This window comes from Tolypothrix bouteillei VB521301 (assembly GCF_000760695.4).
Lineage (GTDB): Bacteria > Cyanobacteriota > Cyanobacteriia > Cyanobacteriales > Nostocaceae > Scytonema > Scytonema bouteillei_A.
This window is the reverse complement of record NZ_JHEG04000001.1, coordinates 6,349,064-6,369,707: the sequence shown is the minus strand read 5'-3', so window position 1 is coordinate 6,369,707 and position 20,644 is coordinate 6,349,064. Positions and strand designations below refer to the sequence as shown.

Annotated in this window: 21 protein-coding genes and 1 pseudogene; 11 read left to right on the top strand and 11 right to left on the bottom strand. The window is 43.2% G+C overall.

All coding sequences use genetic code 11. The features are described from left to right. Positions 1-138: 138 nt before the first annotated feature. Positions 139-543 carry an Npun_F0494 family protein gene (locus HC643_RS25745; RefSeq protein ID WP_050046866.1) on the bottom strand — a complete coding sequence of 135 codons (405 nt, stop codon included), beginning with the start codon at positions 541-543 and terminating at the stop codon, positions 139-141. A 244-nt stretch (positions 544-787) separates the two neighbouring features. Between HC643_RS25745 and HC643_RS25740 the strand changes: the two genes are divergently transcribed. Then, complete coding sequence (locus HC643_RS25740) at positions 788-1,225, top strand: peroxiredoxin (RefSeq protein ID WP_038083291.1); 438 nt, start codon at positions 788-790, stop codon at positions 1,223-1,225. Between the two features lie 100 nt (positions 1,226-1,325). On the opposite strand, the gene HC643_RS25735 is transcribed toward HC643_RS25740, so the two are convergent. From HC643_RS25735 to HC643_RS42195, 4 genes are all read right to left on the bottom strand, one after another. Next, positions 1,326-1,688 carry a hypothetical protein gene (locus HC643_RS25735; protein ID WP_038083294.1) on the bottom strand — a complete coding sequence of 121 codons (363 nt, stop codon included), beginning with the start codon at positions 1,686-1,688 and terminating at the stop codon, positions 1,326-1,328. A 97-nt stretch (positions 1,689-1,785) separates the two neighbouring features. Continuing rightward, positions 1,786-2,682 (bottom strand): ABC transporter permease, encoded by an 897-nt coding sequence (locus HC643_RS25730; protein ID WP_038083296.1) that lies wholly within the window; start codon positions 2,680-2,682, stop codon positions 1,786-1,788. A gap of 69 nt (positions 2,683-2,751) precedes the next feature. Next, the gene (locus tag HC643_RS25725) at positions 2,752-3,771 is read right to left on the bottom strand and encodes an ABC transporter ATP-binding protein (protein WP_038083299.1); all 1,020 of its coding nucleotides are present in this window, start codon (positions 3,769-3,771) and stop codon (positions 2,752-2,754) included. An 88-nt stretch (positions 3,772-3,859) separates the two neighbouring features. Further along, entirely contained in the window at positions 3,860-3,988 is a 129-nt protein-coding gene (locus tag HC643_RS42195) for a hypothetical protein (protein ID WP_272899781.1), read from the bottom strand. A gap of 118 nt (positions 3,989-4,106) precedes the next feature. Here HC643_RS42195 and HC643_RS25720 point away from each other — a divergent pair, with 118 nt between their 5' ends. The 4 genes from HC643_RS25720 (at position 4,107) to HC643_RS25705 (ending at position 8,287) form a co-directional block, all read left to right on the top strand. After that, positions 4,107-4,331, top strand: a complete 225-nt coding sequence (locus HC643_RS25720) for a hypothetical protein (RefSeq protein WP_038083302.1) — start codon at positions 4,107-4,109, stop codon at positions 4,329-4,331. A gap of 93 nt (positions 4,332-4,424) precedes the next feature. Further along, on the top strand, positions 4,425-5,093 hold the full coding sequence (locus HC643_RS25715; protein WP_038083304.1) for a Fe2+-dependent dioxygenase: 669 nt from the start codon (positions 4,425-4,427) through the stop codon (positions 5,091-5,093). A gap of 541 nt (positions 5,094-5,634) precedes the next feature. Further along, entirely contained in the window at positions 5,635-6,210 is a 576-nt protein-coding gene (locus tag HC643_RS25710) for a PepSY domain-containing protein (protein ID WP_038083310.1), read from the top strand. 391 nt (positions 6,211-6,601) lie between these two features. Continuing rightward, positions 6,602-8,287, top strand: coding sequence for an NAD(P)H-quinone oxidoreductase subunit 4 (locus HC643_RS25705; protein ID WP_038083313.1), 1,686 nt, complete (start codon positions 6,602-6,604; stop codon positions 8,285-8,287). Between the two features lie 419 nt (positions 8,288-8,706). Here the strand turns inward: HC643_RS25705 and HC643_RS25700 are convergent, their stop codons facing one another. Further along, on the bottom strand, positions 8,707-9,012 hold the full coding sequence (locus HC643_RS25700; protein WP_336604383.1) for a hypothetical protein: 306 nt from the start codon (positions 9,010-9,012) through the stop codon (positions 8,707-8,709). Positions 9,013-9,072: 60 nt separating this feature from the next. Here HC643_RS25700 and HC643_RS25695 point away from each other — a divergent pair, with 60 nt between their 5' ends. Further along, positions 9,073-9,423 carry a zinc ribbon domain-containing protein gene (locus HC643_RS25695; protein WP_038083321.1) on the top strand — a complete coding sequence of 117 codons (351 nt, stop codon included), beginning with the start codon at positions 9,073-9,075 and terminating at the stop codon, positions 9,421-9,423. A gap of 97 nt (positions 9,424-9,520) precedes the next feature. Here HC643_RS25695 and bshC read toward each other — a convergent pair whose 3' ends face one another. Continuing rightward, positions 9,521-12,889, bottom strand: coding sequence for a bacillithiol biosynthesis cysteine-adding enzyme BshC (gene bshC, locus HC643_RS25690; RefSeq protein WP_050046867.1), 3,369 nt, complete (start codon positions 12,887-12,889; stop codon positions 9,521-9,523). Positions 12,890-13,297: 408 nt separating this feature from the next. Here bshC and HC643_RS41570 point away from each other — a divergent pair. Further along, positions 13,298-13,660: pseudogene (locus tag HC643_RS41570) on the top strand (bile acid:sodium symporter family protein); the annotation flags it as partial. 22 nt (positions 13,661-13,682) lie between these two features. Here the strand turns inward: HC643_RS41570 and HC643_RS25685 are convergent. After that, entirely contained in the window at positions 13,683-15,182 is a 1,500-nt protein-coding gene (locus HC643_RS25685) for an RNA-guided endonuclease InsQ/TnpB family protein (RefSeq protein WP_050046868.1), read from the bottom strand. A gap of 54 nt (positions 15,183-15,236) precedes the next feature. On the opposite strand from HC643_RS25685, the gene HC643_RS25680 reads away from it, so the two are divergent. From HC643_RS25680 to HC643_RS25665, 4 genes are all read left to right on the top strand, one after another. Continuing rightward, positions 15,237-15,569: a hypothetical protein gene (locus HC643_RS25680; protein WP_038084806.1), complete on the top strand. Its 333-nt coding sequence runs from the start codon at positions 15,237-15,239 to the stop codon at positions 15,567-15,569. A gap of 75 nt (positions 15,570-15,644) precedes the next feature. Next, positions 15,645-15,962, top strand: coding sequence for a hypothetical protein (locus tag HC643_RS25675; RefSeq protein ID WP_038078031.1), 318 nt, complete (start codon positions 15,645-15,647; stop codon positions 15,960-15,962). A gap of 84 nt (positions 15,963-16,046) precedes the next feature. Continuing rightward, entirely contained in the window at positions 16,047-17,144 is a 1,098-nt protein-coding gene (locus HC643_RS25670) for an SMI1/KNR4 family protein (protein ID WP_050046869.1), read from the top strand. Positions 17,145-17,476: 332 nt separating this feature from the next. After that, a complete protein-coding gene (locus tag HC643_RS25665; protein WP_038078084.1) occupies positions 17,477-18,016 on the top strand; it encodes a GAF domain-containing protein in 540 nt (179 codons plus the stop codon). Between the two features lie 58 nt (positions 18,017-18,074). On the opposite strand, the gene HC643_RS25660 is transcribed toward HC643_RS25665, so the two are convergent. The 3 genes from HC643_RS25660 to HC643_RS25655 all read right to left on the bottom strand — a co-directional run bounded on the left by HC643_RS25660 (position 18,075) and on the right by HC643_RS25655 (position 20,534). Next, entirely contained in the window at positions 18,075-18,464 is a 390-nt protein-coding gene (locus HC643_RS25660; protein ID WP_038078032.1) for a YkvA family protein, read from the bottom strand. Between the two features lie 516 nt (positions 18,465-18,980). Further along, positions 18,981-19,106, bottom strand: a complete 126-nt coding sequence (locus tag HC643_RS42190; protein WP_272899778.1) for a hypothetical protein — start codon at positions 19,104-19,106, stop codon at positions 18,981-18,983. Positions 19,107-19,670: 564 nt separating this feature from the next. Beyond that, the gene (locus HC643_RS25655) at positions 19,671-20,534 is read right to left on the bottom strand and encodes an alpha/beta fold hydrolase (RefSeq protein WP_038078039.1); all 864 of its coding nucleotides are present in this window, start codon (positions 20,532-20,534) and stop codon (positions 19,671-19,673) included. Positions 20,535-20,644 lie beyond the last annotated feature (110 nt).

Here is a 20,644-nt window from a genome sequence, read left to right as displayed (position 1 = left end):
CTGACTCTGACTATTGACTAAACACCAACATAATCGGGTAGCAATGGTAAAGACTTCATGAAAGAAGTTACAGCTTCCGTATTTATTGTTCCCCTTTACTCCCAACAATTAACAATAACCAGTTAACTGCATACTGTATTACAAGGGTAATTTCAACCAACGAATTGCAGTATCATAAAGGCGATCGCTCCATGAGGGAGCTCTCCAAGGTGTCTGATGGCATTGTTTTACTAACTGACGACCCAAAGGAGTCAGGCGGAAGCTATCTGTAATTCCCTGACCATCTACTTCTCGGCGCAATACACCCACTTGAATCAGCCAGACCAGATCGTTATCTGCGGACAATTCTGACGCCAACCGTTTTGTAAAGCCCTTTTGGACACCTGTACTACCAGTTATCTCACTGAGTGCTACACTGCGAGAGAGCATTGTTTCAAACAAATTAAGCTGAAATGGAGAACACACTAGCGCTCTCTCTGCTCGTTCTATGGTTTTACGAGGGTAGGTAAAGATTTTAGGGCTTGGGGAATTGGTAACAGACATTCTTGCTCTCTCGATCTATTTTCTTTACTGAGAGATATCTAATGGCCGCAACACAAGCAGCACTAGAGGACTAGTTTAGGAGATACTCATATTTTATTTTACTACAAAGGCTCTGTTGGGGAGTTCTGCAAGGTCATTTCCTACCAACAGTTCAAACTATTACCTTAAAAGAAGTACATAAAATTTGTTACAATGACCCCTGCTAAGAAAAATAACCTCTGTATTTAGGAGCAACACTCACACTATGCCTTTAGCAGTTGGTAGCGATGCACCGAACTTTTCCGTTAAAGACACAAACGGTAACACCGTTTCATTGTCTGATTTCAAGGGCAAAACAGTGGTTTTATATTTCTATCCCAAAGATGACACCCCAGGTTGCACCAAGCAAGCTTGTAGTTTTAGGGATGCCAGCACCGAGTATCAGGGCAAAGACGTAGTAGTTTTGGGAGTTAGTGTGGATGATGAGGCTTCCCATCAGGCATTTACCCAAAAATACAATCTGAATTTCCCACTACTTGCTGATACCCAAAAAACTCTCGTGAATGCTTATGATGTCGATGGTGGTGGTTATGCCAAACGCGTTACCTACGTGATTGATGGTAACGGTAAAATCATTCACGTTGATTCTAGTGTAAATACATCCACCCATGCCAGCGATGTTTTGACTGCATTGGGTTTGTAACTGTTTCCAGAAAAATATAAAGTAAAGACGCGCTACGGCGCGTCTCTACAGGTTCTGTTGGCAATATTTTGGTTTTTTGGACTTGGCTGGCGATCGCCAATCACTGCTGGTTGGTCACTGGAAGGACTGGTTTGTTTTGTTGTTGTGCTCCTTGTTGCTGCAGCAGGTATTGCTGCTTTTTCCTGAATTCCGCAGTAGCATCATTGAGTTGTTGGTCTTGTTGTTTTGAATCCCAAACAGTACTGCCTTGATTAAATCGATGAATGAGATCGAAAAGACCCAAATTATCAACTTCATCGGAACGAGGTCCCAACGGATCGTTACCTCGTTGTGGATCGAGATCTTGCAAAATACTTCTTCCCGTATCCGCTAGGGTAAACTGTTGCCCTAGGATGGTAGTAAAGCTCATGCCTGCAACAGCTATAGCAATCAGCCCTTTTATTGGTAAAGACAGAGTTTTCATAAAAAGTGTCGAGTATGAAGGATGAAGTATGAAAGATAAAGAATCAAGTACGGATGAGTTATTTATCCTTTATCCTTTACCCTTCATACTTTTTATCTTATGCCAGAGTTTGTCGCAATCGAGGTTGAATACTCAATAGTGCGACAATAGCAAAGCCAAACAATACAAGTAATGCACTTCCAAAGGTAACATCACCCCAGAAAGCATGCATGACTACACTGTTTAAGCCCCAATCTTGATGGACGTATAGATAGCGAATTGGTTCAATCGCATAGCTGAGGGGATTGAGAGCAGCGACAACTTGTAACCAACCCGGCATAAATGATAAAGGAGCCAAGGCGGTACTGGCAAACAACAACGGTAAGTTGCTAACAAAAATAACTGCAATCAGTTCAATGTGTCCGGGTAAGGCAAAAGCCAAGCCCAAGCTGATAGCAGTGACACCGAGTGCAAGCAAGAAGACAATTAAGGTGATAATTCCCAACCCTGCAAGATCGGGGACGCCCGCACCAAGAAAAGCCGCAGCTGTGACAATTACAGCTGCTTGTATCAAGCTTTGGCTGATGATAAAAATTGCTGAAGCTAAAACGATGGAAAACCGAGAGGCTAGAGGTGCAACTAACAACCGATTCAAAAAACCAAATTCTCGGTCGAACATCACGGGTAAACCGGCATTGAGAGCTCCAGCAAATGCTGTAAAAACAATAACCCCAGCACTTAAAAATTGACCGTAATTTGTTGTATTGCCAAAAATCCCTTTTGGTGCATTTTGAAATAACGCGCCAAACAATACCAACCACATCACTGGCTGAATAATTCCTGCAATTAAGGTTGAGGGACGCCGAGTCAGTTGAATAAACAGGCGACGAGTTAAAGCTAAAGTTTCTTGAACAAATTCATTGAACACATTGGGAGACGCATCGGCATAACTTTGAGGTGATACGACTTGTTGCCAGTTGATATCCGATTTTGGAGGTAAGACAGTGCCACTCATAATAATTGCTTGCTAATTGCTAATTGCTAATTGCTAATAGAAAATTAACTATTAGCCATTAGCTATTTTCTATCTCATATTTTGTTTTTTCTCAGCTTTTGGATCGCGAGTTGCAACGGCTGCAAGTTCTGCATCCATTAGGGTTCTTCCCGTCGCTGCTAGGTAGACATCGTCTAAGCTTGGACGAGATTGGGCTATACCAAAAATTGGTAACCCTGACGAATTTAGGGATTGCTGGATGGTAATTAAAGCATCTTGTTGCGGTGTGACTACTAAGTTAAGGGAGTTCCCTTGAGCGCTGTTGACAATCACTTCTTGAACAAAAGGCAGCGATTGCAGTAGTTCTTTAGCAATATTTGCTTCTTCGATGGGTGAGAATTCGCGGATGCGTAAAGTAATGCGATCGCCTCCCACTCTATCTTTTAATTCGGATGGTGTTCCAGTCGCAATGACCACACCTCGGTCAATAATCGCCACGCGATCGGCTAAAGCATCAACTTCTTCGAGATAATGGCTGGTAATGACTACTGTTGTTCCCGCTTGGCGTAACTTTTGCAAGAAATCCCAAACGACAAAACGGCTTTCAATATCCAGTCCTACTGTTGGTTCATCCAAAACTAAGACGTCTGGTGCATGGAGCAATCCTGCTGCTAAATCCAAACGCTTGCGTAAACCGCCTGAGTAAGTGCCGGTCTTTTTATCGGCGTATTCCTGCAAGCCAAGTAATTCCAGCACTGTGTTTATGCGCTGCTTGGCAACTGTACTTGGTAGGTGATAGAGTGCTGCTTGTAGTTGTAAAAGTTCTTTTCCTGTCAGAACTTTATCTAATGCAACTTCCTGAGCAACATAACCCAAGCGTTTCCTCGCCGCTCTGGGATTGTCTAATACAGAGATACCAGAAACCTCAATTTTTCCAGCATCGGGAGTGGTGAGAGTACACAAAGAACGCAAAGTTGTTGTTTTCCCTGCACCATTGGGACCAAGCAAACCAAAAATCTCGCCCGGTTCTACCTTAAAGGAAACGTCCTTTACGGCGACCACCGTGCCGTAGCTTTTTTTTAAATTTTCAATGAAAACGGCAGGAGCCATGACAGCTTGTCCTAACTATACAATTCTCAACAAACACTATCTTCATTGTAGTTGAGTACAGTGGGGCTATGCGAAGACGAGGTTTTTCTTAAGGAAATATGACCGATGAGCAGTAACCACCGACCGCTGAGTGCTGGTCTCGTTCTGGTGGCTCCCCGTGGGAATGTATAGCTAGGGGCTCCGCCTCTAGTTTGCGATCGCGTGCGGAGGTAACCATGAAAAAACCTTAACCCTTAACCCCTTTTCCTATCCTATACATAGAAAAAAGTTTTGCATTGCTGTATTTTGAAAGAAATTGCAAATGATGCAAATTATAAAATCGGGAGAATCTGACCATGGGTTCCAAAAAAGCGATCGCCTTATTTCTTTCTTTGGGTTTAGCAGCTACCGTCAGTGCATGTAGCGGTGCAACTGAAAATGGTGGTGAAGGCGGTGAAGGTGGCGAAGGTGGTCAAACAACAGCGCCAACGACTCAACCAACTGCAACACCTACAGAAGGTGGTGAAGGTGGTGAAGGTGGTGAAGGTGGTGAAGGTGGTGAAAGTGGTAAAGGTAAATAATTAGGTCAACGGGCGACTTCGTAATTCATAATTACAAATTACGAATTACGAATTGCAGCGAAAGCTGATTGGCCCTTATTTTCAATTCAACATATGATTCTTTGCATTGATAATGTTCTCACTTCTGATGAATTAGATTTTCTTGTTTCAAAGCTTAAGAATGCTGAATTTATTGATGGTAAAAACACGGCAGGATGGCACGCTAAGTTAGTCAAGAATAATATGCAGTTGCCAAACAATGATCTCACACAAGAGATGAGAGGAATTGTTACGCAGGCACTAAAACGCAATCCTTTGTTTCAAGCAACAGTCAGACCTAAAATTATTCAACCCATCATATTTAGTTGTTATGAACCGGGAATGTACTACGGTTCCCATACTGATAACGCACTGATGGGGGATGGAACTTTCACTCGTTCTGATGTGTCATTTACTCTGTTTCTTAGTCCTGCGTCAAGTTATGGGGGTGGAGAATTAGTCATTGATACATCTTTGGGAGAACAAACTTTTAAACTGGATGCAGGTTCGATGATTGTTTATCCATCTTCAACGTTACATCGAGTCGAAACAGTAACTGATGGTATAAGACTTGCAGCTATATCTTGGGTACAAAGTCTGATTCGCGACTCCGCAGAACGAGAAATTTTATTTGATTTAGAGACTGTTCGGCAAGTGATATTTCAGAAATATGGTAAAACCCCAGAGTTTGATTTAATTAGCAAAACCCATGCCAATCTACTTCGGAAATGGGTTGATGTATAAGCAATCAATGTCCGAGATTCTATTTGACATATTACCAGAAGAAAGGCAGAGGGCAGATGGCAGATGGCAGAAGGAAAGATTTTTATTCTTTAGACAAAGGTAAGTCATCTGTGCTTCCGTTCGCGAAGCGTGTCCGTAAGGACATAGTTTGCCCGGAGGGAAACCAACGCCAGTCCACTCAACGGGGGAAACCCCCGCACGTGGCTGGCTCCTCCTTGCAACTTCTCTCTGCCAGATGGTTTAAAGCCCCTTAATTTATTTGTGGGGATTACATGAATGCCCTCTGCCCTCGAAATAGCTGACTTCTTAATTTTGCTGACAATTGTCCATCCCACCGAAAATTTTTTAGAAAGAATTTAAGGTTTCTATATTTATTAGAGAATGTTTTAAAAGTGCTTGCTGAGGTATCCAAAATTTTAGAACCTCATAAAGTCTCCTGAAAAAAGTTATTTTCTCCCTCGTTTTCAAGAGATTTAGGGAGAGATTTTGAGACAACGATAGACTTTACAAACATCCTCTTAAAGATTTTTGGAGAAAATCAATGAAATTCAATTTTCGGAAAATTCATCGAAAACTTGCTCCCATTCTTTTCCTACCACTATTAGCAAGTGCCTTAACTGGAATTGCCTATCGTGTAGGAAGATATTGGTTTAATATCCCGAATCAAGTAGCCGATTTTTTAATGGTGATTCATCAAGGTGAGTATCTCGGTCAACCATTAGTACCTATTTACGTGCTCTTAGTTGGTTTGGGGCTGATAGGTATGATTGTGACTGGTTTGAGCATGACCGGATTATTTGGAAAAAATCTCCCTTCGCCAAAAGCATCAAAGCTTGATTTTCGCAAAATTCACGGCATTCTTGCTCCCATTACGTTTTTGCCCTTGGCTGTCAGTGCATTAACGGGAATTTTGTACAGATTGGGTAGAAATTGGTTCGGTATGCCTGGGGAACAAACCGCACTTCTTTTGAGAATTCACCAGGGGACGTATTTGGGTCCGCATCTTCGAGTATTGTACGTGATTTTAGTTGGTTTGGGGTTAGCCGCAATGCTGATTACCGGAATTAATATGACTGGAGTATTTCGCAAGCGTCCAACAGCGACCAATGACCGATGACCTTTGCACGGGTCATTGGCGGGCTACCTTTCCATTTAGCGATTGGGTTGGCGCAGAGCCTCCAAGTACTTACGCAACAATATATAGATATTTTTGCAAGCCATTGAAATCGCTGTACTCCAGTACTGTTGCCCGTTTCCTGTTCGGAGTTCCCTCTCTTAATTAAATAATCTATTGTACATGACCACTTAGATCTGCATTCTCCACTGGAGCCACCGGAACGAGAGGGGTCTTGGTCATTGGCGGCTAATAAGTCTTCTTTGTTATATGAATTCTTCTATCTTTAGATATAAATTTCATCTATACTAAGCTGCGGTAAAGTTTTATGAGGAATTTTTACAGAGTTTAATACAATAGTAATATTCCCCAATAAGTATTTTTGCTCAACGCCATGATGATGGATGGATTTCCTTGGCTGACCGCGATTGTCCTGTTGCCACTCGTTGCTTCTACGCTTATTCCATTGCTACCTGATAAAGACGGCAAACGAGTGCGATGGTATGCCCTCGGTGTGGGTATCGCGGATTTTGTTCTGATGTGCTACACCTTTTGGAAGCATTACGATGCAAGCAGTGCGACTTTTCAACTCGTGGAGAAATATGCCTGGTTGCCTCAGATAGGTTTGAGTTGGGCTGTTTCAGTCGATGGAATATCTGTTCCCCTCGTACTGCTAGCAGGGTTGGTAACGACGCTCTCAATGTTTGCCGCATGGCAAGTTAATTTGAAGCCTCGCTTGTTTTATTTTCTGATGCTGGTGCTGTATGCCGCTCAGATTGGGGTGTTTGTTGCCCAAGATTTACTGCTGTTCTTCATCATGTGGGAACTGGAACTGGTTCCCGTCTACCTGCTTGTCTCTATTTGGGGCGGTCAAAAACGTCGCTATGCCGCTACTAAATTCTTGCTTTATACCGCAGCTGCTTCAATTTTTATTTTAGTAGCTGGTCTGGCAATGGCTCTTTATGGAGATAATTTGACCTTCGACATAGTCGAACTTGGTGCAAAAAATTATCCTCTTGCTTTAGAACTTTTGCTTTACGCGGGATTGCTGATTGCTTTTGGTGTCAAGCTGGCAATTTTCCCCTTGCACACCTGGTTACCAGATGCTCACGGTGAAGCTTCTGCTCCTGTATCGATGATTTTGGCTGGTGTCTTGCTCAAAATGGGCGGATACGGTTTGATTCGTCTCAATTTAGAGTTGCTGACAGATGCTCACATTTACTTTGCTCCCGTGCTGGCAACATTGGGTGTTATCAATATTATTTATGGCGCTTTGAACTCTTTTGCCCAAAATAATATGAAGCGTCGCCTCGCTTATTCGTCAGTTTCTCACATGGGATTTGTGCTGTTGGGTATTGCTTCCTTCACCGATGTGGGAGTGAGTGGTGCAATGCTCCAAATGCTTTCTCACGGTTTGATTGCTGCAGTGTTATTCTTCCTGGCTGGCATTACCTACGATCGCACTCACACGATGGCGATGGAAAGTATGGGTGGAATTGCTCAAGCCATGCCCAAAGTTTTTGCTCTATTTACAGCCGGTGCGATGGCTTCCCTAGCTTTACCGGGAATGAGCGGTTTTGTGAGCGAACTTCAAGTCTTTGTGGGTGTCACCACTAGCGATATTTACAGTCCGACTTTCTGCACTGTGATGGTATTCTTAGCCGCAGTGGGAGTTATATTGACGCCAATCTATTTGCTTTCCATGTTGAAGCAGGTATTTTATGGAACTGGTGCAAAACTCACCTGTGATGTTAACAATGCAGGGTTCGAGAATCAGGAGGATGAAGGAACTGCTTGCTTTGGAACAGACTGTCTGTTACCTGCTGAGTCAGCATACAGCGATGCCAAACCTCGTGAAATGTTTATCGCCGCTTGCTTTCTGGTGTTGATTATTGGCATTGGGGTTTATCCCAAGTTGGCTACGCAATTGTACGATATGAAAACTGTTGCGGTAAACACTCAGGTACGCCAATCTTATGTCCAAATCGCTCAAGAGAATCCCCGGATATACGCAAAGGATTTTATTTCTCCACATTTTGGGGAGCCTGAAATAGCAACTGTTTCAAGCATTGTTAAGTAAGACTTTGGTGCGGTTTACTAGATATGTAATAAACCGCAGATGGTGTGTACTTGATTAGCATTAAAATTACTATAAATTTGAAAAACCTGGTTGTTTAAGCACAATCAGGTTTTTCTCGTCTTGTAAATTACAACAAATATATTCGGATTACATTAATTAATTTCTGCAACTTGACTTAAGCGTTGCTGCTGTAATTCAATATCGTCACAATATCTAAGAATATGTTTTAGAGTCCGAAATGCCCCTGATTTTGTTCTTTCAACCCAATATTCAGGAAAGAAAATTTTTGAGCACAAAGGAATAATTAAATCAACCAAATTCTTAGCAGTCAGTGTTTGTGTTTATTGTATTTCAGTTTAGAGGGAGGCGATCGCGTTGTATACTTGCCTGTATTCCCCTTCGGTTACAACAACCCCAGTTTAAGAGCAATCTTCTTTCAAGCTGGGTTCAGATAAACTCGACAGAATCACAACTCCAGTTGCGGTTATTGCCAATGCCGATAAGATAGCATTGCCTAAATAACCAACTTGTGCGTAGACGACTCCTGCGATCGCACCCCCAAGCCCACCGCCTACTTGTCCGATCGCCACCACCAAACTCATGAGAGAACCGCGACGAGCATCGGGAACAAGGGTTGTCAGAAGTGCTTGCAGTGGGCTTAATCTTAATGCCAGTAGCATCATTATCAAGAAAAAGACAACGTAAGCCGAGAGTATATCAAACACAACGAAAGGGGTCACTGCAAATAAGACAGCAGAAACCAAACAGAACAAAAGGGTGGCTTGATGCTTGTACTTCCTACCAAACAAATCAAACCATCACAACGTTGTCCTAATTGTGGGAAAATCCATAAACACTGGGCAGAATTGTCAAATCGTCACCATGTATGCTCAGATTGTGGATTTGAAATACCACGTGATAGAGGTTCTGTGATGGTCATGTACAACGTTGCGACGAATCGGCAACCGGGGTTAGGGACTAGCCTCGTAGACTGTGGATGTCTAAGCTCTACTGATTCGACCAAAAAGCGTAAGCATACTGGCTCGATGAAGCAACTTGGACAGTTGAAGCGTCAAAAACTCAACCATGAGCCAGACGGGGAATTAGAAACCCCGTCCGTCTATACGGCGGGGTAGTTCATTGATGCAATCTCTGAGGCAATGTGATACGCAGAGCTATTGAAATATGGAGCAATGTTTGGAACGCGAGCAAACGACAACTTCATATGCTGAATTATGAATGGTGGACAGTTATGACTCTTGTTTCAATAAGATCGGGACACGAGATGGGCAAAAGATGGGATACGATCGCAAAACCATGTGTTGCAATCAGTTCCGCAACACTTAGATGGCGTTCTTGAGGTTTACCTTTGGGGCTGATGCAGGCAAAAGCAGCAAGACCAGACGCATTTTGTCTCCTTCCTTCGCGAATCAGTGTCGATTCCAGACGGGATAAAGTTTGAGCGAGGGCGACTACGTTTCGTGTGGGAGGAGGGTTGCTGCGGCTCCCGGAACGTTGTAAATCCGAGCAAACAGTTGCTATAAGAGGAGGAAGCTCTACTTTTGCACGTGTAAAAGCCTCTAAAGGACGTTTTGCTCCCCAGGATTTCAGAATGGGCTCAGTTGTGGATAGCCATTGCTCGATAGAATGTTTGAGGGCGATCGCTTCTTGAGCGATCGATTGACCCACTACAGCTGCTGTTCGTAATGCAAAACACTGCTGTTGCAAAGTCTCTAACTTGTCAAAAGCAATCCGAAGTTCTTCGGGAAGACCGACTCTTCCCAAACGGTTGCTAGGGTCATCACTGGACAACAATAAATTTGTTCCTCCTGCATCAACGAGTTGTTTGGAAATGGTGCTATCTAAAACCGTAAATGAAGGACGGGTTACAATTTGAGGCATGGGGATGTTTGCCCAGGTATAAACTTCCCTAAGTTGAGCAAAATATTGCTGTTCGGTGGGACCTGCAACGCAAGCAATGGTGGGTAAGACTGTATCTTGACAAATGGGACGTAATAAGGCGCTTGGTGTAAATCGTTCGGGTTGTTGCTCTAACAAAGTTCTGACTGCATCATCAGTGAGATGAATCTTGCTGTTTTGCAATGCAAAGCCTTCCTTGGCTGGAAGCATGCGTCTGCGAGTTCCATCTGCATCTACAAAAAAGACTTGCAGCACATCGCGATCTGTGGGAATAGTTTCGGAAAGCCCCCGCTCGGCTAATGCTTGGCGGGCGCGAGTCAGAGGTATTTGAGAACGTTCATCACCAAAGAGTTCTTTTGCGATCGCATTACGAGCAAGTTCGGCAAATTCACGAGTTGATGGATCGAGGACAATCAGCCCAAATTCCTTTGTCAGCAAGCTCAACCAACGAGCAAAGGCTTCTGCAAAGGTGGTTCCTGGTTGATAAATGGTTTGTAGGGCTGCAACGACTTCTTGACTGTGAGGGCGTTGAGCGAGTGTTTGTTCTATCTGTTTTAATAGAGCATGAATGCCTTCTCCTAAAGGGGTAGAACCAACTAAACGTTGGGTAACGGGTAATTCCAGGCTGAGTATTTTTGGTTCGGTTTGATGAGCTAATAGCTGAACGTGCTGCACCTCATCAAGGTCACTATCGTAACTTGCCATCCAAAAGATGGGAACTGCAGGAATTCCTTGCACTGTCAAGTGCTGGGCTAGTTGAATGGCTCCGAGTGCTTTATAAAGGGTGTAAGCAGGTCCGCCAAAAACACCCACTTGCTGTCCTGTCACGACTGCAACTGTATGGGGATGAGAGAGTTTTTTGATGTTGGCAAAGGCTGCTTCTGATGACCCCCAGCATTCGGCTTGTTGTTGTAATAGTTTGGTTAATGCTTCTCTTGGATAAAGACGCTGACGCAGATTTTTGTATGCAGACACCCAGTCTCGGTTAATTGCCAGTTTGTGAAGCTTTGGATGCGATCGCAACACAGTGGCTGCAATTAAAGTTCCATGACATCGCGCTTGTAAGAGTTGGAGAGTCTCGAAGCTTGCACTAGGAGTGTCTGTTTTCAAGTCTGTTATCAAGCGTTGGGTTGAGTAGTGCTGTGACTCGTAAGCAAATAATGCTTTCAGTTTCTGTTGGCGATCGATTTCAACTCGCAAGATATTAGAACCCTGATGATGGGTGGGAACCATTGTATAGTGCTGTTCGATCGCCCAGGGAAGCAAGTGAGTCGCTTCTGGAACGATAAAGCCCGGATCGGCTGCTAGGTGGAATGCTATTAGAGCAGCAACTCCCAAACCAAGATGGTGTCCGTGCAGCGAATAGTTTGGATCGACCTCTGGATGCAGTGTTAAGAGTATTTGCGGGCGGTGCTTGCGGATTGTACGCACGAGAAGCGCTAGCGTTGGATCGAGTTCCCATCTTTGCAGTGCATCGGCGGCTGTTGTCGGTTGCATCCGAGAAACATCTCGATATTTGCCAAAATCAACCAATCCCAGGGATTCTACTTGCTCGATATTGAGACATTCAGCTGCACGGCGCAGTTCTAATGCTCTTTGCTCAACTCTTCTTGAGTGTTCGCCTCCACGTCCTGCTGCACCATCTGTTGCGACAACCAATCTCACTCGCTTTCCTGCTTCTGTTAGGGCTGCGATTGTCCCACCAGCATAGATTGATTCATCATCAGGATGTGGCATAAGTACCAATACATCACATTCTGGCTTTCCCTGACGCGCTGACTCCCCTGTGGTCTTCGGTAATGGTAGATGTCTTGGCTTGACTTGTCCCGTTTTAAGTTGAGATCGCAATGTCTCAACTAAATTTTGATTTTCATTACGGACTTTGGTATATTCATATGTCCAATCTGTGGCGAGCGTTCCTGTCATTAAAGGTTGACTGACAAGGTCTAACAAACGAGAGCGATCGACACAGGCGGTTCGGTCTATATCCCGAAGAATGGCTGGAAGCGATATTCCTTGTTGAGAACAACGTGCTACAACTCGCTGATAGACCACGGGGTCTTGGAAATCGCCGCCCTCATAGTAAGCTACAAATGATTGATGGTCTAGAACGGTTAGATCGAGCTGCTGCAGTAGGTGCTCGACAGTGTTTGGATCGTAGAGACATGCGGCTGTGCTAAATTTTCGCCCTTGGGGAGGAATGTAGGTAAATGCTAGCACTCCACCAGCTGCAAGCACCCATCTTAACTCTGCGAGGGTTCGACTTAAATCCTTTGCAAAGTGAAGTGCTCCGCAGCTTAGGACGACATCAAAACTCTGAGCTTGCAAACCGGCTTCAACGAGTGGGTGATTGAAGTCGTGTTCGATCAGGGCGTGAAACTGGGGGTATTTGGATTGAGCTTGTTGCAGCATTTGCGGTGATACGTCTAATCCAGTGACACAAGCCCCTATTTCAAGATAAGGAAGACTTGCTTGTCCAGTTCCAACACCGACATCAAGCACTTGCAAAAATCCCGCAGGGGGTGCATGATGTATTGTGGCTTCGAGCAGAAATTGCGGTGCTGTCCACCCAAAACTGGCGGTGCTTTTGTCGTAAGATTCCGCCCAAAAATCATAGCGATCGCGTGGGTTTAGATTGACGTTGGATACAGTGTTTTGGGTCATCTTAATGACTTCTTTCATAGAAAGTACGCTCTTTGAGAATTCGTAAAGTTCTTAAATCCAGAAACTGAACTCTTAACTCTAAATTGGCGTCACAAATCGTGCTAATTTTGCCTTTATCCCCGTTCTTCTCCCCCAGAGAGAAGGGGTCTCTACTTTGAGAGAGGGTGAGGATAAAGGAAATTAGCTTTGGAAATCCCCAAGCAAGAATTGGGGCGAGATTTTTATGGACTTCTCAGTCCTTGTTATTTTTAGTCTGGTTAATGAATGTGACAAAAAAATGTCAAATCCCTGAATTGTTGAAGTAAAATATCTTCAGATCTCTGACTTCTGTAAGAAATTGGGAAGCTAAGCTTCTTGGAAAATCAAAAATCCAGTAAATCTATAGATATATAGTATTTTATTTTTACATAAAATAAGCTGCAGCAAATGTCTCACAAAATCAATCGTCTCATCAAGTTCAGCCAAGATTTATTTGTTGCTTGGGTATTAATTGGTGCTACTTGGGGTTATTTTTTTCCAAAAATTGCTGCAAGTGGTAGTGGTAACATTTCAATAGCGCTGGGAGTGGTGATGTTAGGAATGGGTTTAACAATCACTACACAGCAATTACAAAGCTTGCGAAAAGCTGGTAGGGCATTAATCTTGGGGGTCTTGCTACAGTTTACTATCATGCCAATTGTAGGATGGTTAGCTGCAACAGTTTTGAAATTACCACCTATGTTGGCATTGGGAGTGATTCTTGTGGGTGCAAGTCCTGGAGGAACAGCTTCTAATGTAGTTACTTTTTTAGCTCGTGTTGACGCACCCACCCCTAGAAGGGGTGGGATTCACGCGAATATGCCATTTCCGCGTTATCCCACAGACTCAGTTGTACTGAGGTTGGCGGGTTCCCAGGCACACCGCGCTCGCCATTGCTGGCACGGTGTCTCCTTTTAATCCCTGTTAATTCAGGGTTGGGCGTTTCAAACAATATTAATTGTTTGGGTTCCGCAGAGTCCCTGCGTACCTTTTTAAGTTTCTTGATTGTTAACCCGTTTTGTTGTACAGCACGGGTTTTAATGTTAACTGCCGCTTGTTTGTCTGCGTGCGCTTCATGTCCGCACGATGTGCAAACAAACTTTTCTCCAAAGCGAGACAAGGCATCAACGACACCACACTTGGAACAAGTACGGCTCGTGTTTTTTGGATCAACCTTGAAAAAACTTTTTCCCGACTTCGCAGCCGCGTACTGAATTTTTTCTATCAAAGTTCCCCATGAAGCATCTGAAATAGAACGATTCAAACCGCGTTTAGCGGATTGACCATTCTTGAGAAATCGACCTTGTTTAACATCATCAGGCTTAGGCTTACACCTTGCTTTCATCCCTTTGATGTTGAGATCTTCCACGCTAATAGCGTCAGCTTTTCTAACTATCTTGCTGGCAACTAGCCATTGGTAGGCACTACGTTTATCAGCGCGTTTTTTGTGGAGTCGAGCCAGTTTTTGCGCCTCTTTCTTGCGGTTTGCGCTACCTTTCTTTTTCCTAGATAAACGTCGCTGCCTGATTTTTAGAGTGCGTTTACCTTTCTTGGACGTACTAGGACGAGGATTGTCAAACTCAGAACCATCTGAGCAATGAACAAGCTTAGTCAATCCCATATCCACTCCCACAATAGTATTAACTTCTTTTGGGGTTGGATAATCAGGAACTGAATCATCTCTAATTAATATACTCGTGTACCAACCATCTGCTTTTTTACGCAGTGTTACGGTACGGATCTGGAATCCTTGTGGGATAGGACGAGAATTATAAAAACGCATCCACCCTATTAATGGCAGATATATTTTATTCCCGTCGAGCTTAACGTCACCTGGCTTGTACTGGAAAGAGCGAAAGTTAGACCTGTTCTTAAATGAAGGAAACCCACGACCATGTTTAAAGAAGCCTTCCATAGAACACTCAAGACGCTTTACCAGCATTTGCAACACGTTTGAGTGGATTGTCTTATACCAAGGTCTAGCTTGCTTCATTTCTGCCAAATAAGCATCTTGCATTAAACTTGCAGAACGCTTTTTGACTACTCCGTTTTTGTCTGGGTTTTTCCAAGGATTGTGCAAATTTGAGTTCTTGCTCAACGAACAAGTTAATGGGCATTGCTCAGTTCTTGTTCTAATATCGCAATACTCACCCATAACAAAGGTTTGATAATAGCCGTCAATACGGTCAGCCAGAAACCAGTTAAACAAACTACGCTGCATATCCAACCACGAATCCATAACTTTTGATTGATTTTCCCTAGGGCGCAATTTGTACTGGTAACTAACTTGCATCTTGACTCATCCTCTTTATCGACCTACGATTAGCTTAATGCATGGAGCTAGTCTATGTCAAATTCTAGACCAAAGAGAAAAGCTAAGAGAAATGAGCCGCTATTGTACGAAGAAACCAAAATACAAAAAGGAATATGGATCACCCCTAGTACCTGGGACAAAATGAAACAAGTGGCTGAGTCTGAAGGTGTCAGTATTAGCGAATTAGTTGAAAGGTGGGGACGGCAGCTAAAGGAGCCAGCCGCGTGCAAAGAGAAGTTGCGGCTTGGGGGAAACCCCCAAGCCGCAAACTATGTCCTAACGGACACGCTACGCGAACGGAGGGTTCCCCCCGTTGAGCGGACTGGCGTCTGCCTACGGCTTCCTCCCACCCCTGAAGGACGTTAAAGGGAGAAAACTTTTCGGTTTTCTCCCTTTAACTGGTGGGCTTCCGCCTTAAATTACTGTGAAGCAGAACCAACCATGACTGAAGCCAAGTCTATTCGTACAGTGCGCCGGGGGAGAGTATTTCCCCAAATCCAGTGGTCAGAAGAGAAGAAAGCTCAATGGCTTGCTGAAAAAGCAGAATTTAAGCAGCGTTGCGAACAGATCTTTAAAAAATTGCAGCCAGAATTAATTGAAACTCACTACAACTGGTATGTGGCAGTTGAACCAGAAAGTGGGGAATATTTTATTAATGAGGATGCCTTAGCAGTTGCCCAGATGGTACATGAAAAATACCCGAATGTGAGGCTGCACGTTTTCCGCATCAATGAAACTGGGGTCTGCGGCAGGATATGATTTCAATGAACTACAAAGGCTCTAAGAACTTGAGGAAAGAAAGAAGGTATTTCCTATCATACATAAATTGTTCCGGTAATTGCAATGTCAGTTCTTACCAAAGCTTTAGACAGAATCTTTCATTCTCTGCAACAACACAGACCGGAGGTAGCATCACTTCTTAAACCAGGATTAACGCTTGAAGAAATTGAATCTCAAGTGAAAAACCTTCCCTTTCGTTTACCACAAGAAGTTTTTGAACTTTACCAGTGGCATAATGGCATAGATTTTTTGAGTATTTCAAGAAGTAATAATTTAATCTTGGATACTAGATTTATTCCTTATTTTGATTTTCTATCTTTAGAGCAAGCAATAGAAGAGTCTCAAGAAATTGAAGAATTTAGATATAAATACACATCACCTAATGCTGAGAATTGTCATAAACCTTGGTTTCCGATTTTTGCGTATGATGATTTGGAATACTTAATTGTTTTTGGAGATTCCACAGATAATAAAATCTCACCTGTCATTCATTGCCATTTAGGAGGTGGAAGCCTACCTCAAATTAAATACCCAAGTCTAACAACTCTCATGTTAATTGTAGCGGAATGCTATGAAACGGGTGCTTACTATATGGACGAAAACTCCGAGTATGCTTCTTATTACATAGCATGTCTTGAACAAGATAAAAAACAAGTAACCCAGAGTGAAAGTAAGTATTGCTTTGAGTTACTAGAAGAAGCCTTAGAAGCATTACGTCACCCCATTTCCTTGCTGAACAGCAAGGTCTTTAATACTTTAATGCGGTTGCCAGATCCAAGAACTCTAGAACCAATGCTTTATGCTCTCCATATTCCTTTATCTGAGGTGGAGGATGAAGAAAAAAACATTGTGATTCGCTTGCGAGCAGCTATGATTCTTGGAGAACTCGGAGATTTGAGAGCGGTGGAACCTCTCATGAGAGCATTAGAGCATCGGCTTTCGGGAGACAGTCGATATGCTGTTGCCAATCAAGCAGCAGAAGCGCTTGGTAAGCTAGGAGATACTAGAGCCATTGGAGCGTTAAAACAATTTTTGCAAAACAATCGATCGATTCTTCCGGTGTTTGTACCATCACTTTCATGGTGCCATCGCATTGCTCTTTCAGAAGCCCGAGAGAAAGCTAATTGGGCACTCAAACAACTTGAACGGAAAAACCTTTAAAACTTGTTTGGGGTCATGCATGAGCCTGTAAGAACGTAATGTACCGATGCTCAGCTATATTTAACAGTTAAGAAGTAAATTAGTTAAAATTTAAATTAATTTTTTTTAAGAATTATTAATTATTTATTTTTCATGATGAATTCTGTAAAGAAATTATGGCATTCAAGTTGAGATTTTTAATTCTCAATTACCTTGAAAACTACAATAAGTGTTTGATTCGATAGAAATCTAATGAGTACTTGACATTTAGTCTGCTTTTTTCAGAAGAAGTTTGATAAATTATTATATAAATGTGACAGTCTTTAGCTATTCGTAATTGTAGAATTGTGCAAATTCAAATTCATTCTCAGTCAGAGGTTGGCCCTAGCGCCAACACTCACATTGAACAGGGCTTGCAAAGAGTTCTAGACAGACTTGTCAGAACAATGCATCGGGATGAATTCATTCGACATACAACCAATCAACTTAGAGAAACACTTGCGTCCGATCGCGTGGTTTTGTATTACTTTTACTGGCAGTGGCACGGGCAGGTAACTTTTGAGTCTTTAAGCCATAATAAATTTTCAATATTAGGTTCAACAGGGGCAGATGATTGTTTTAGTGACAAGTACGCAGGTCTGTATTTAGCAGGACGGGTGAGAGCGATCGCGGATATTGAATTAGAACCCATCCTCACGTGTCACCGAGATTTTCTTCGCAGCATACAAGTGCGTGCTAACCTAGTCGTACCAATTGTGATCCCCAGAGGACTGTGGGGATTGTTAGCCGCCCATCACTGTCAACAGCCCCGTTCTTGGTCACCATCGGATATTGAACTGATGCAAACAGCAGCACAAACTCTGGCAACAGATTCTAACATTTTAGAGAGTTAGAATAGGACCTGAAGAATGTCAAAAGCTTATCTTTTTTATCTTTCTAAGTATAGTGAATCTACTTAACAAAGGCAAAAATATTATTTAACCAAATTGCGATCGCTATTCCTAACAGCAGCCAAATAACCACAATGAATATTGCTGCTATCCAGTTAGTTGGTTTACCCTGCAACTTTTCTATCTCAGCCCGCTCTCGGCATTCGGATAATACAGATGGAGGAATTAACTTCAGAACCAACCAAATACCTAGTGGAATGATAATGAGATCGTCTAAATAACCAAGTAAGGGAATCGGATCTGGAATTAAATCAAGAGGGCTAAAAGCATAAGCAACAATAATAACTGCTAAAACTTTAGCATACCAAGGAGTTCTGGGGTCTTTACTAGCGAGATAAACAGCATAAACTTCTTGTTTAAGTTTCTTGGCAAACTTTTTTAATGACTGCATAAGAAGGCGAACACATTTGAGGGATCGATCTCATTCTGTATGAAAACGAGCCTTACAAGACCCCCCAGGGTGAAGCAGCCAAGAACGTGCCAAAACGGGAAAATAGTACGCGTTCGGAATTCCTCTAAGTTTTGAAACCGTTGCTAGGTAATTGTTTCAGCCTACTATGAATTGTAATTTTTTCCTGGTAGTGGTCTGTCGCAAAAGTTTTGATAGGCTGTCAAAACTTCGCACACCTGGTTCCCAGGCTCCGCCTGGGAATGCCTTACTGGAGGCGGAGCCTCCAGTGGAGCGCGAGGCTCTGCCTAGCCGACTGTGTTCCCAGGTAGAACCAGGGAACGAGAGTCGGTAGTGCGTTCGCTTACCCAGCAAAATTAATGCGATGAACCAGTAGTACTTGACTACATTGATTTTAACAGGTTGCCAATCGTCAGATTGCTTTTCAAGCAAGCTTTCCAGGAAAATTTATCTGTCAAAGTTTGTGTGGTGGACTAGTAGGGTGTCAATACTTGTCGGTTAAGCCGTTTTTTCCTCCCCTGCACCCCCTGCAACCCCTGCACAAAGGTGCTTGTCTGTAGCGACAATTTTCTCAGCCCTTGCAGTATTGAGTAGGGTGTAAATTATCAAGTATTTAATTGCCACAATGAATCAATTTAAACCCTTTTATACTTCTGGATGATTTAGCTCCTGAACTACTTGCTTATTCCGGAAAGTGACAGAAGAGGGTTATGAATTAACTACCTATGAACCGAATGGCACTAAGTTAAGCGTAAACCCTTGATATAACTAACTTTGGGGTGTGGGGTGTAGGGTGTGGTGAATTAAGAAGATGTTGAACGCTTTGAGCAACTAAAATTTAATTGTTTTAAACACTACCCCCTACACCCTGCCCAGACGAGCTTTCAGCTTTTCTTAGTGCCATTCGGTTTAGTATTCTCCAACGTAAACGTCTAAAAATCGCTGACTTTGCTAATAAAAAGGCTTTGAGCGAACGTTTGAAAGCTTTTATCGATGAATGGAATACCGTCGCGCACCCTTTTCATTGGAGTGAAAAGTCAACTTTAAAAATTCTTACAAAATGCCTGAAACAAGACTCCAAGAATATGACTCCAAGTGACCTCGTGATTGCCGCATAATTTCCGACCCGTTTTTCCGGTGACGTGTACTAAGGAATATGTAAATGCCAGATAGGTTTTATACAAGATTTTACTGAACGGTGGTTAAACCTTCTTTCACTTTGCTGAAAAACAGATCGGGTTGTTCAAACCAGGAAAAATGACCCGCATTTTCAATCAAAATGAGCTTAGAGCCTATAATTCCCATATGGAGTCGATGAGCATGGAGTGGTGAGCAAATAAAGTCATGGCTGCCAACTACAACCAAGGTTGGAACACGTATCTCTCCAAGGCGCGGCATCAGATTGGTTTTGTGCCACTGGCATTGAGTAGAACCCTTAAACGCATCCACAGACATTGAGGTTGCAGCATGGTAGACTGCATTCATCTCGATATTAGCGACATCGTAGTAATAGAATGGCAAGATGCTTTGAACCAACGTCGCCAAGGCTGCATCTGACTCTGGCATCCTCTGACTTGTGAAGGCTTGGTAAGCGAGGTCAAACCAGGGTTCGTGCTGGCGTTTCTGGATACGTGCTTCCATATCCATACGCGACTGCTCATCTTGGAAGCTTACTGCGTCAAGAAGGATGAGACCAGCACAATGGTCAGGGTACTGTAAGGCATAATAGAGCGCGTGACGCCCAGCTTCAGAGTGTCCCATTAACCAGACGCGATCTTGTCCTAATTGATATCGGAGCGCATCAACATCGGCAGCGAATTGATCGTATGTATACGCATTTGCTTGTGTCGGTCGCTCTGAGTGACCAGTGCCGCGTGTATCGAGATAGACAAGGGTGAACATCGTTTCGAGCGGGGTCAATGTCTGAAAGTACATATCTGAACTCGGCCCCCAGCCTGGAGTAGGCATGATACAGATAGGACCCGTACCGGAGACTTTATACCAGAGCTTGAGACCTTGAGTCCTGACGATCGCTTCTTCTGAATGCAACACAGTACTTTGCTCCTTGTTGTAAGGTGACAATTAATTCCAGCACATTGAAATCGAATCAAACTTTGTTAGCTGCATTGCATGGCTAAGTGCTTCCTCATATGATTCCGTTG

What these genes read in the sequence shown, in the direction of transcription:
- HC643_RS25705 (WP_038083313.1), top strand. Translation starts at nt 6,602, where the DNA reads ATGATGATGGATGGATTTCCTTGGCTGACCGCGATTGTCCTGTTGCCA.
- HC643_RS25720 (WP_038083302.1), top strand. Translation starts at nt 4,107, where the DNA reads ATGGGTTCCAAAAAAGCGATCGCCTTATTTCTTTCTTTGGGTTTAGCA.
- HC643_RS25730 (WP_038083296.1), bottom strand. Translation starts at nt 2,682, where the DNA reads ATGAGTGGCACTGTCTTACCTCCAAAATCGGATATCAACTGGCAACAA.
- HC643_RS25725 (WP_038083299.1), bottom strand. Translation starts at nt 3,771, where the DNA reads ATGGCTCCTGCCGTTTTCATTGAAAATTTAAAAAAAAGCTACGGCACG.
- HC643_RS25740 (WP_038083291.1), top strand. Translation starts at nt 788, where the DNA reads ATGCCTTTAGCAGTTGGTAGCGATGCACCGAACTTTTCCGTTAAAGAC.
- HC643_RS25710 (WP_038083310.1), top strand. Translation starts at nt 5,635, where the DNA reads ATGAAATTCAATTTTCGGAAAATTCATCGAAAACTTGCTCCCATTCTT.
- HC643_RS25670 (WP_050046869.1), top strand. Translation starts at nt 16,047, where the DNA reads ATGTCAGTTCTTACCAAAGCTTTAGACAGAATCTTTCATTCTCTGCAA.
- HC643_RS25660 (WP_038078032.1), bottom strand. Translation starts at nt 18,464, where the DNA reads ATGCAGTCATTAAAAAAGTTTGCCAAGAAACTTAAACAAGAAGTTTAT.
- HC643_RS25745 (WP_050046866.1), bottom strand. Translation starts at nt 543, where the DNA reads ATGTCTGTTACCAATTCCCCAAGCCCTAAAATCTTTACCTACCCTCGT.
- HC643_RS25695 (WP_038083321.1), top strand. Translation starts at nt 9,073, where the DNA reads ATGCTTGTACTTCCTACCAAACAAATCAAACCATCACAACGTTGTCCT.
- HC643_RS25680 (WP_038084806.1), top strand. Translation starts at nt 15,237, where the DNA reads ATGTCAAATTCTAGACCAAAGAGAAAAGCTAAGAGAAATGAGCCGCTA.
- HC643_RS42195 (WP_272899781.1), bottom strand. Translation starts at nt 3,988, where the DNA reads ATGGTTACCTCCGCACGCGATCGCAAACTAGAGGCGGAGCCCCTAGCT.
- bshC (WP_050046867.1), bottom strand. Translation starts at nt 12,889, where the DNA reads ATGAAAGAAGTCATTAAGATGACCCAAAACACTGTATCCAACGTCAAT.
- HC643_RS25715 (WP_038083304.1), top strand. Translation starts at nt 4,425, where the DNA reads ATGATTCTTTGCATTGATAATGTTCTCACTTCTGATGAATTAGATTTT.
- HC643_RS25675 (WP_038078031.1), top strand. Translation starts at nt 15,645, where the DNA reads ATGACTGAAGCCAAGTCTATTCGTACAGTGCGCCGGGGGAGAGTATTT.
- HC643_RS25735 (WP_038083294.1), bottom strand. Translation starts at nt 1,688, where the DNA reads ATGAAAACTCTGTCTTTACCAATAAAAGGGCTGATTGCTATAGCTGTT.
- HC643_RS25685 (WP_050046868.1), bottom strand. Translation starts at nt 15,182, where the DNA reads ATGCAAGTTAGTTACCAGTACAAATTGCGCCCTAGGGAAAATCAATCA.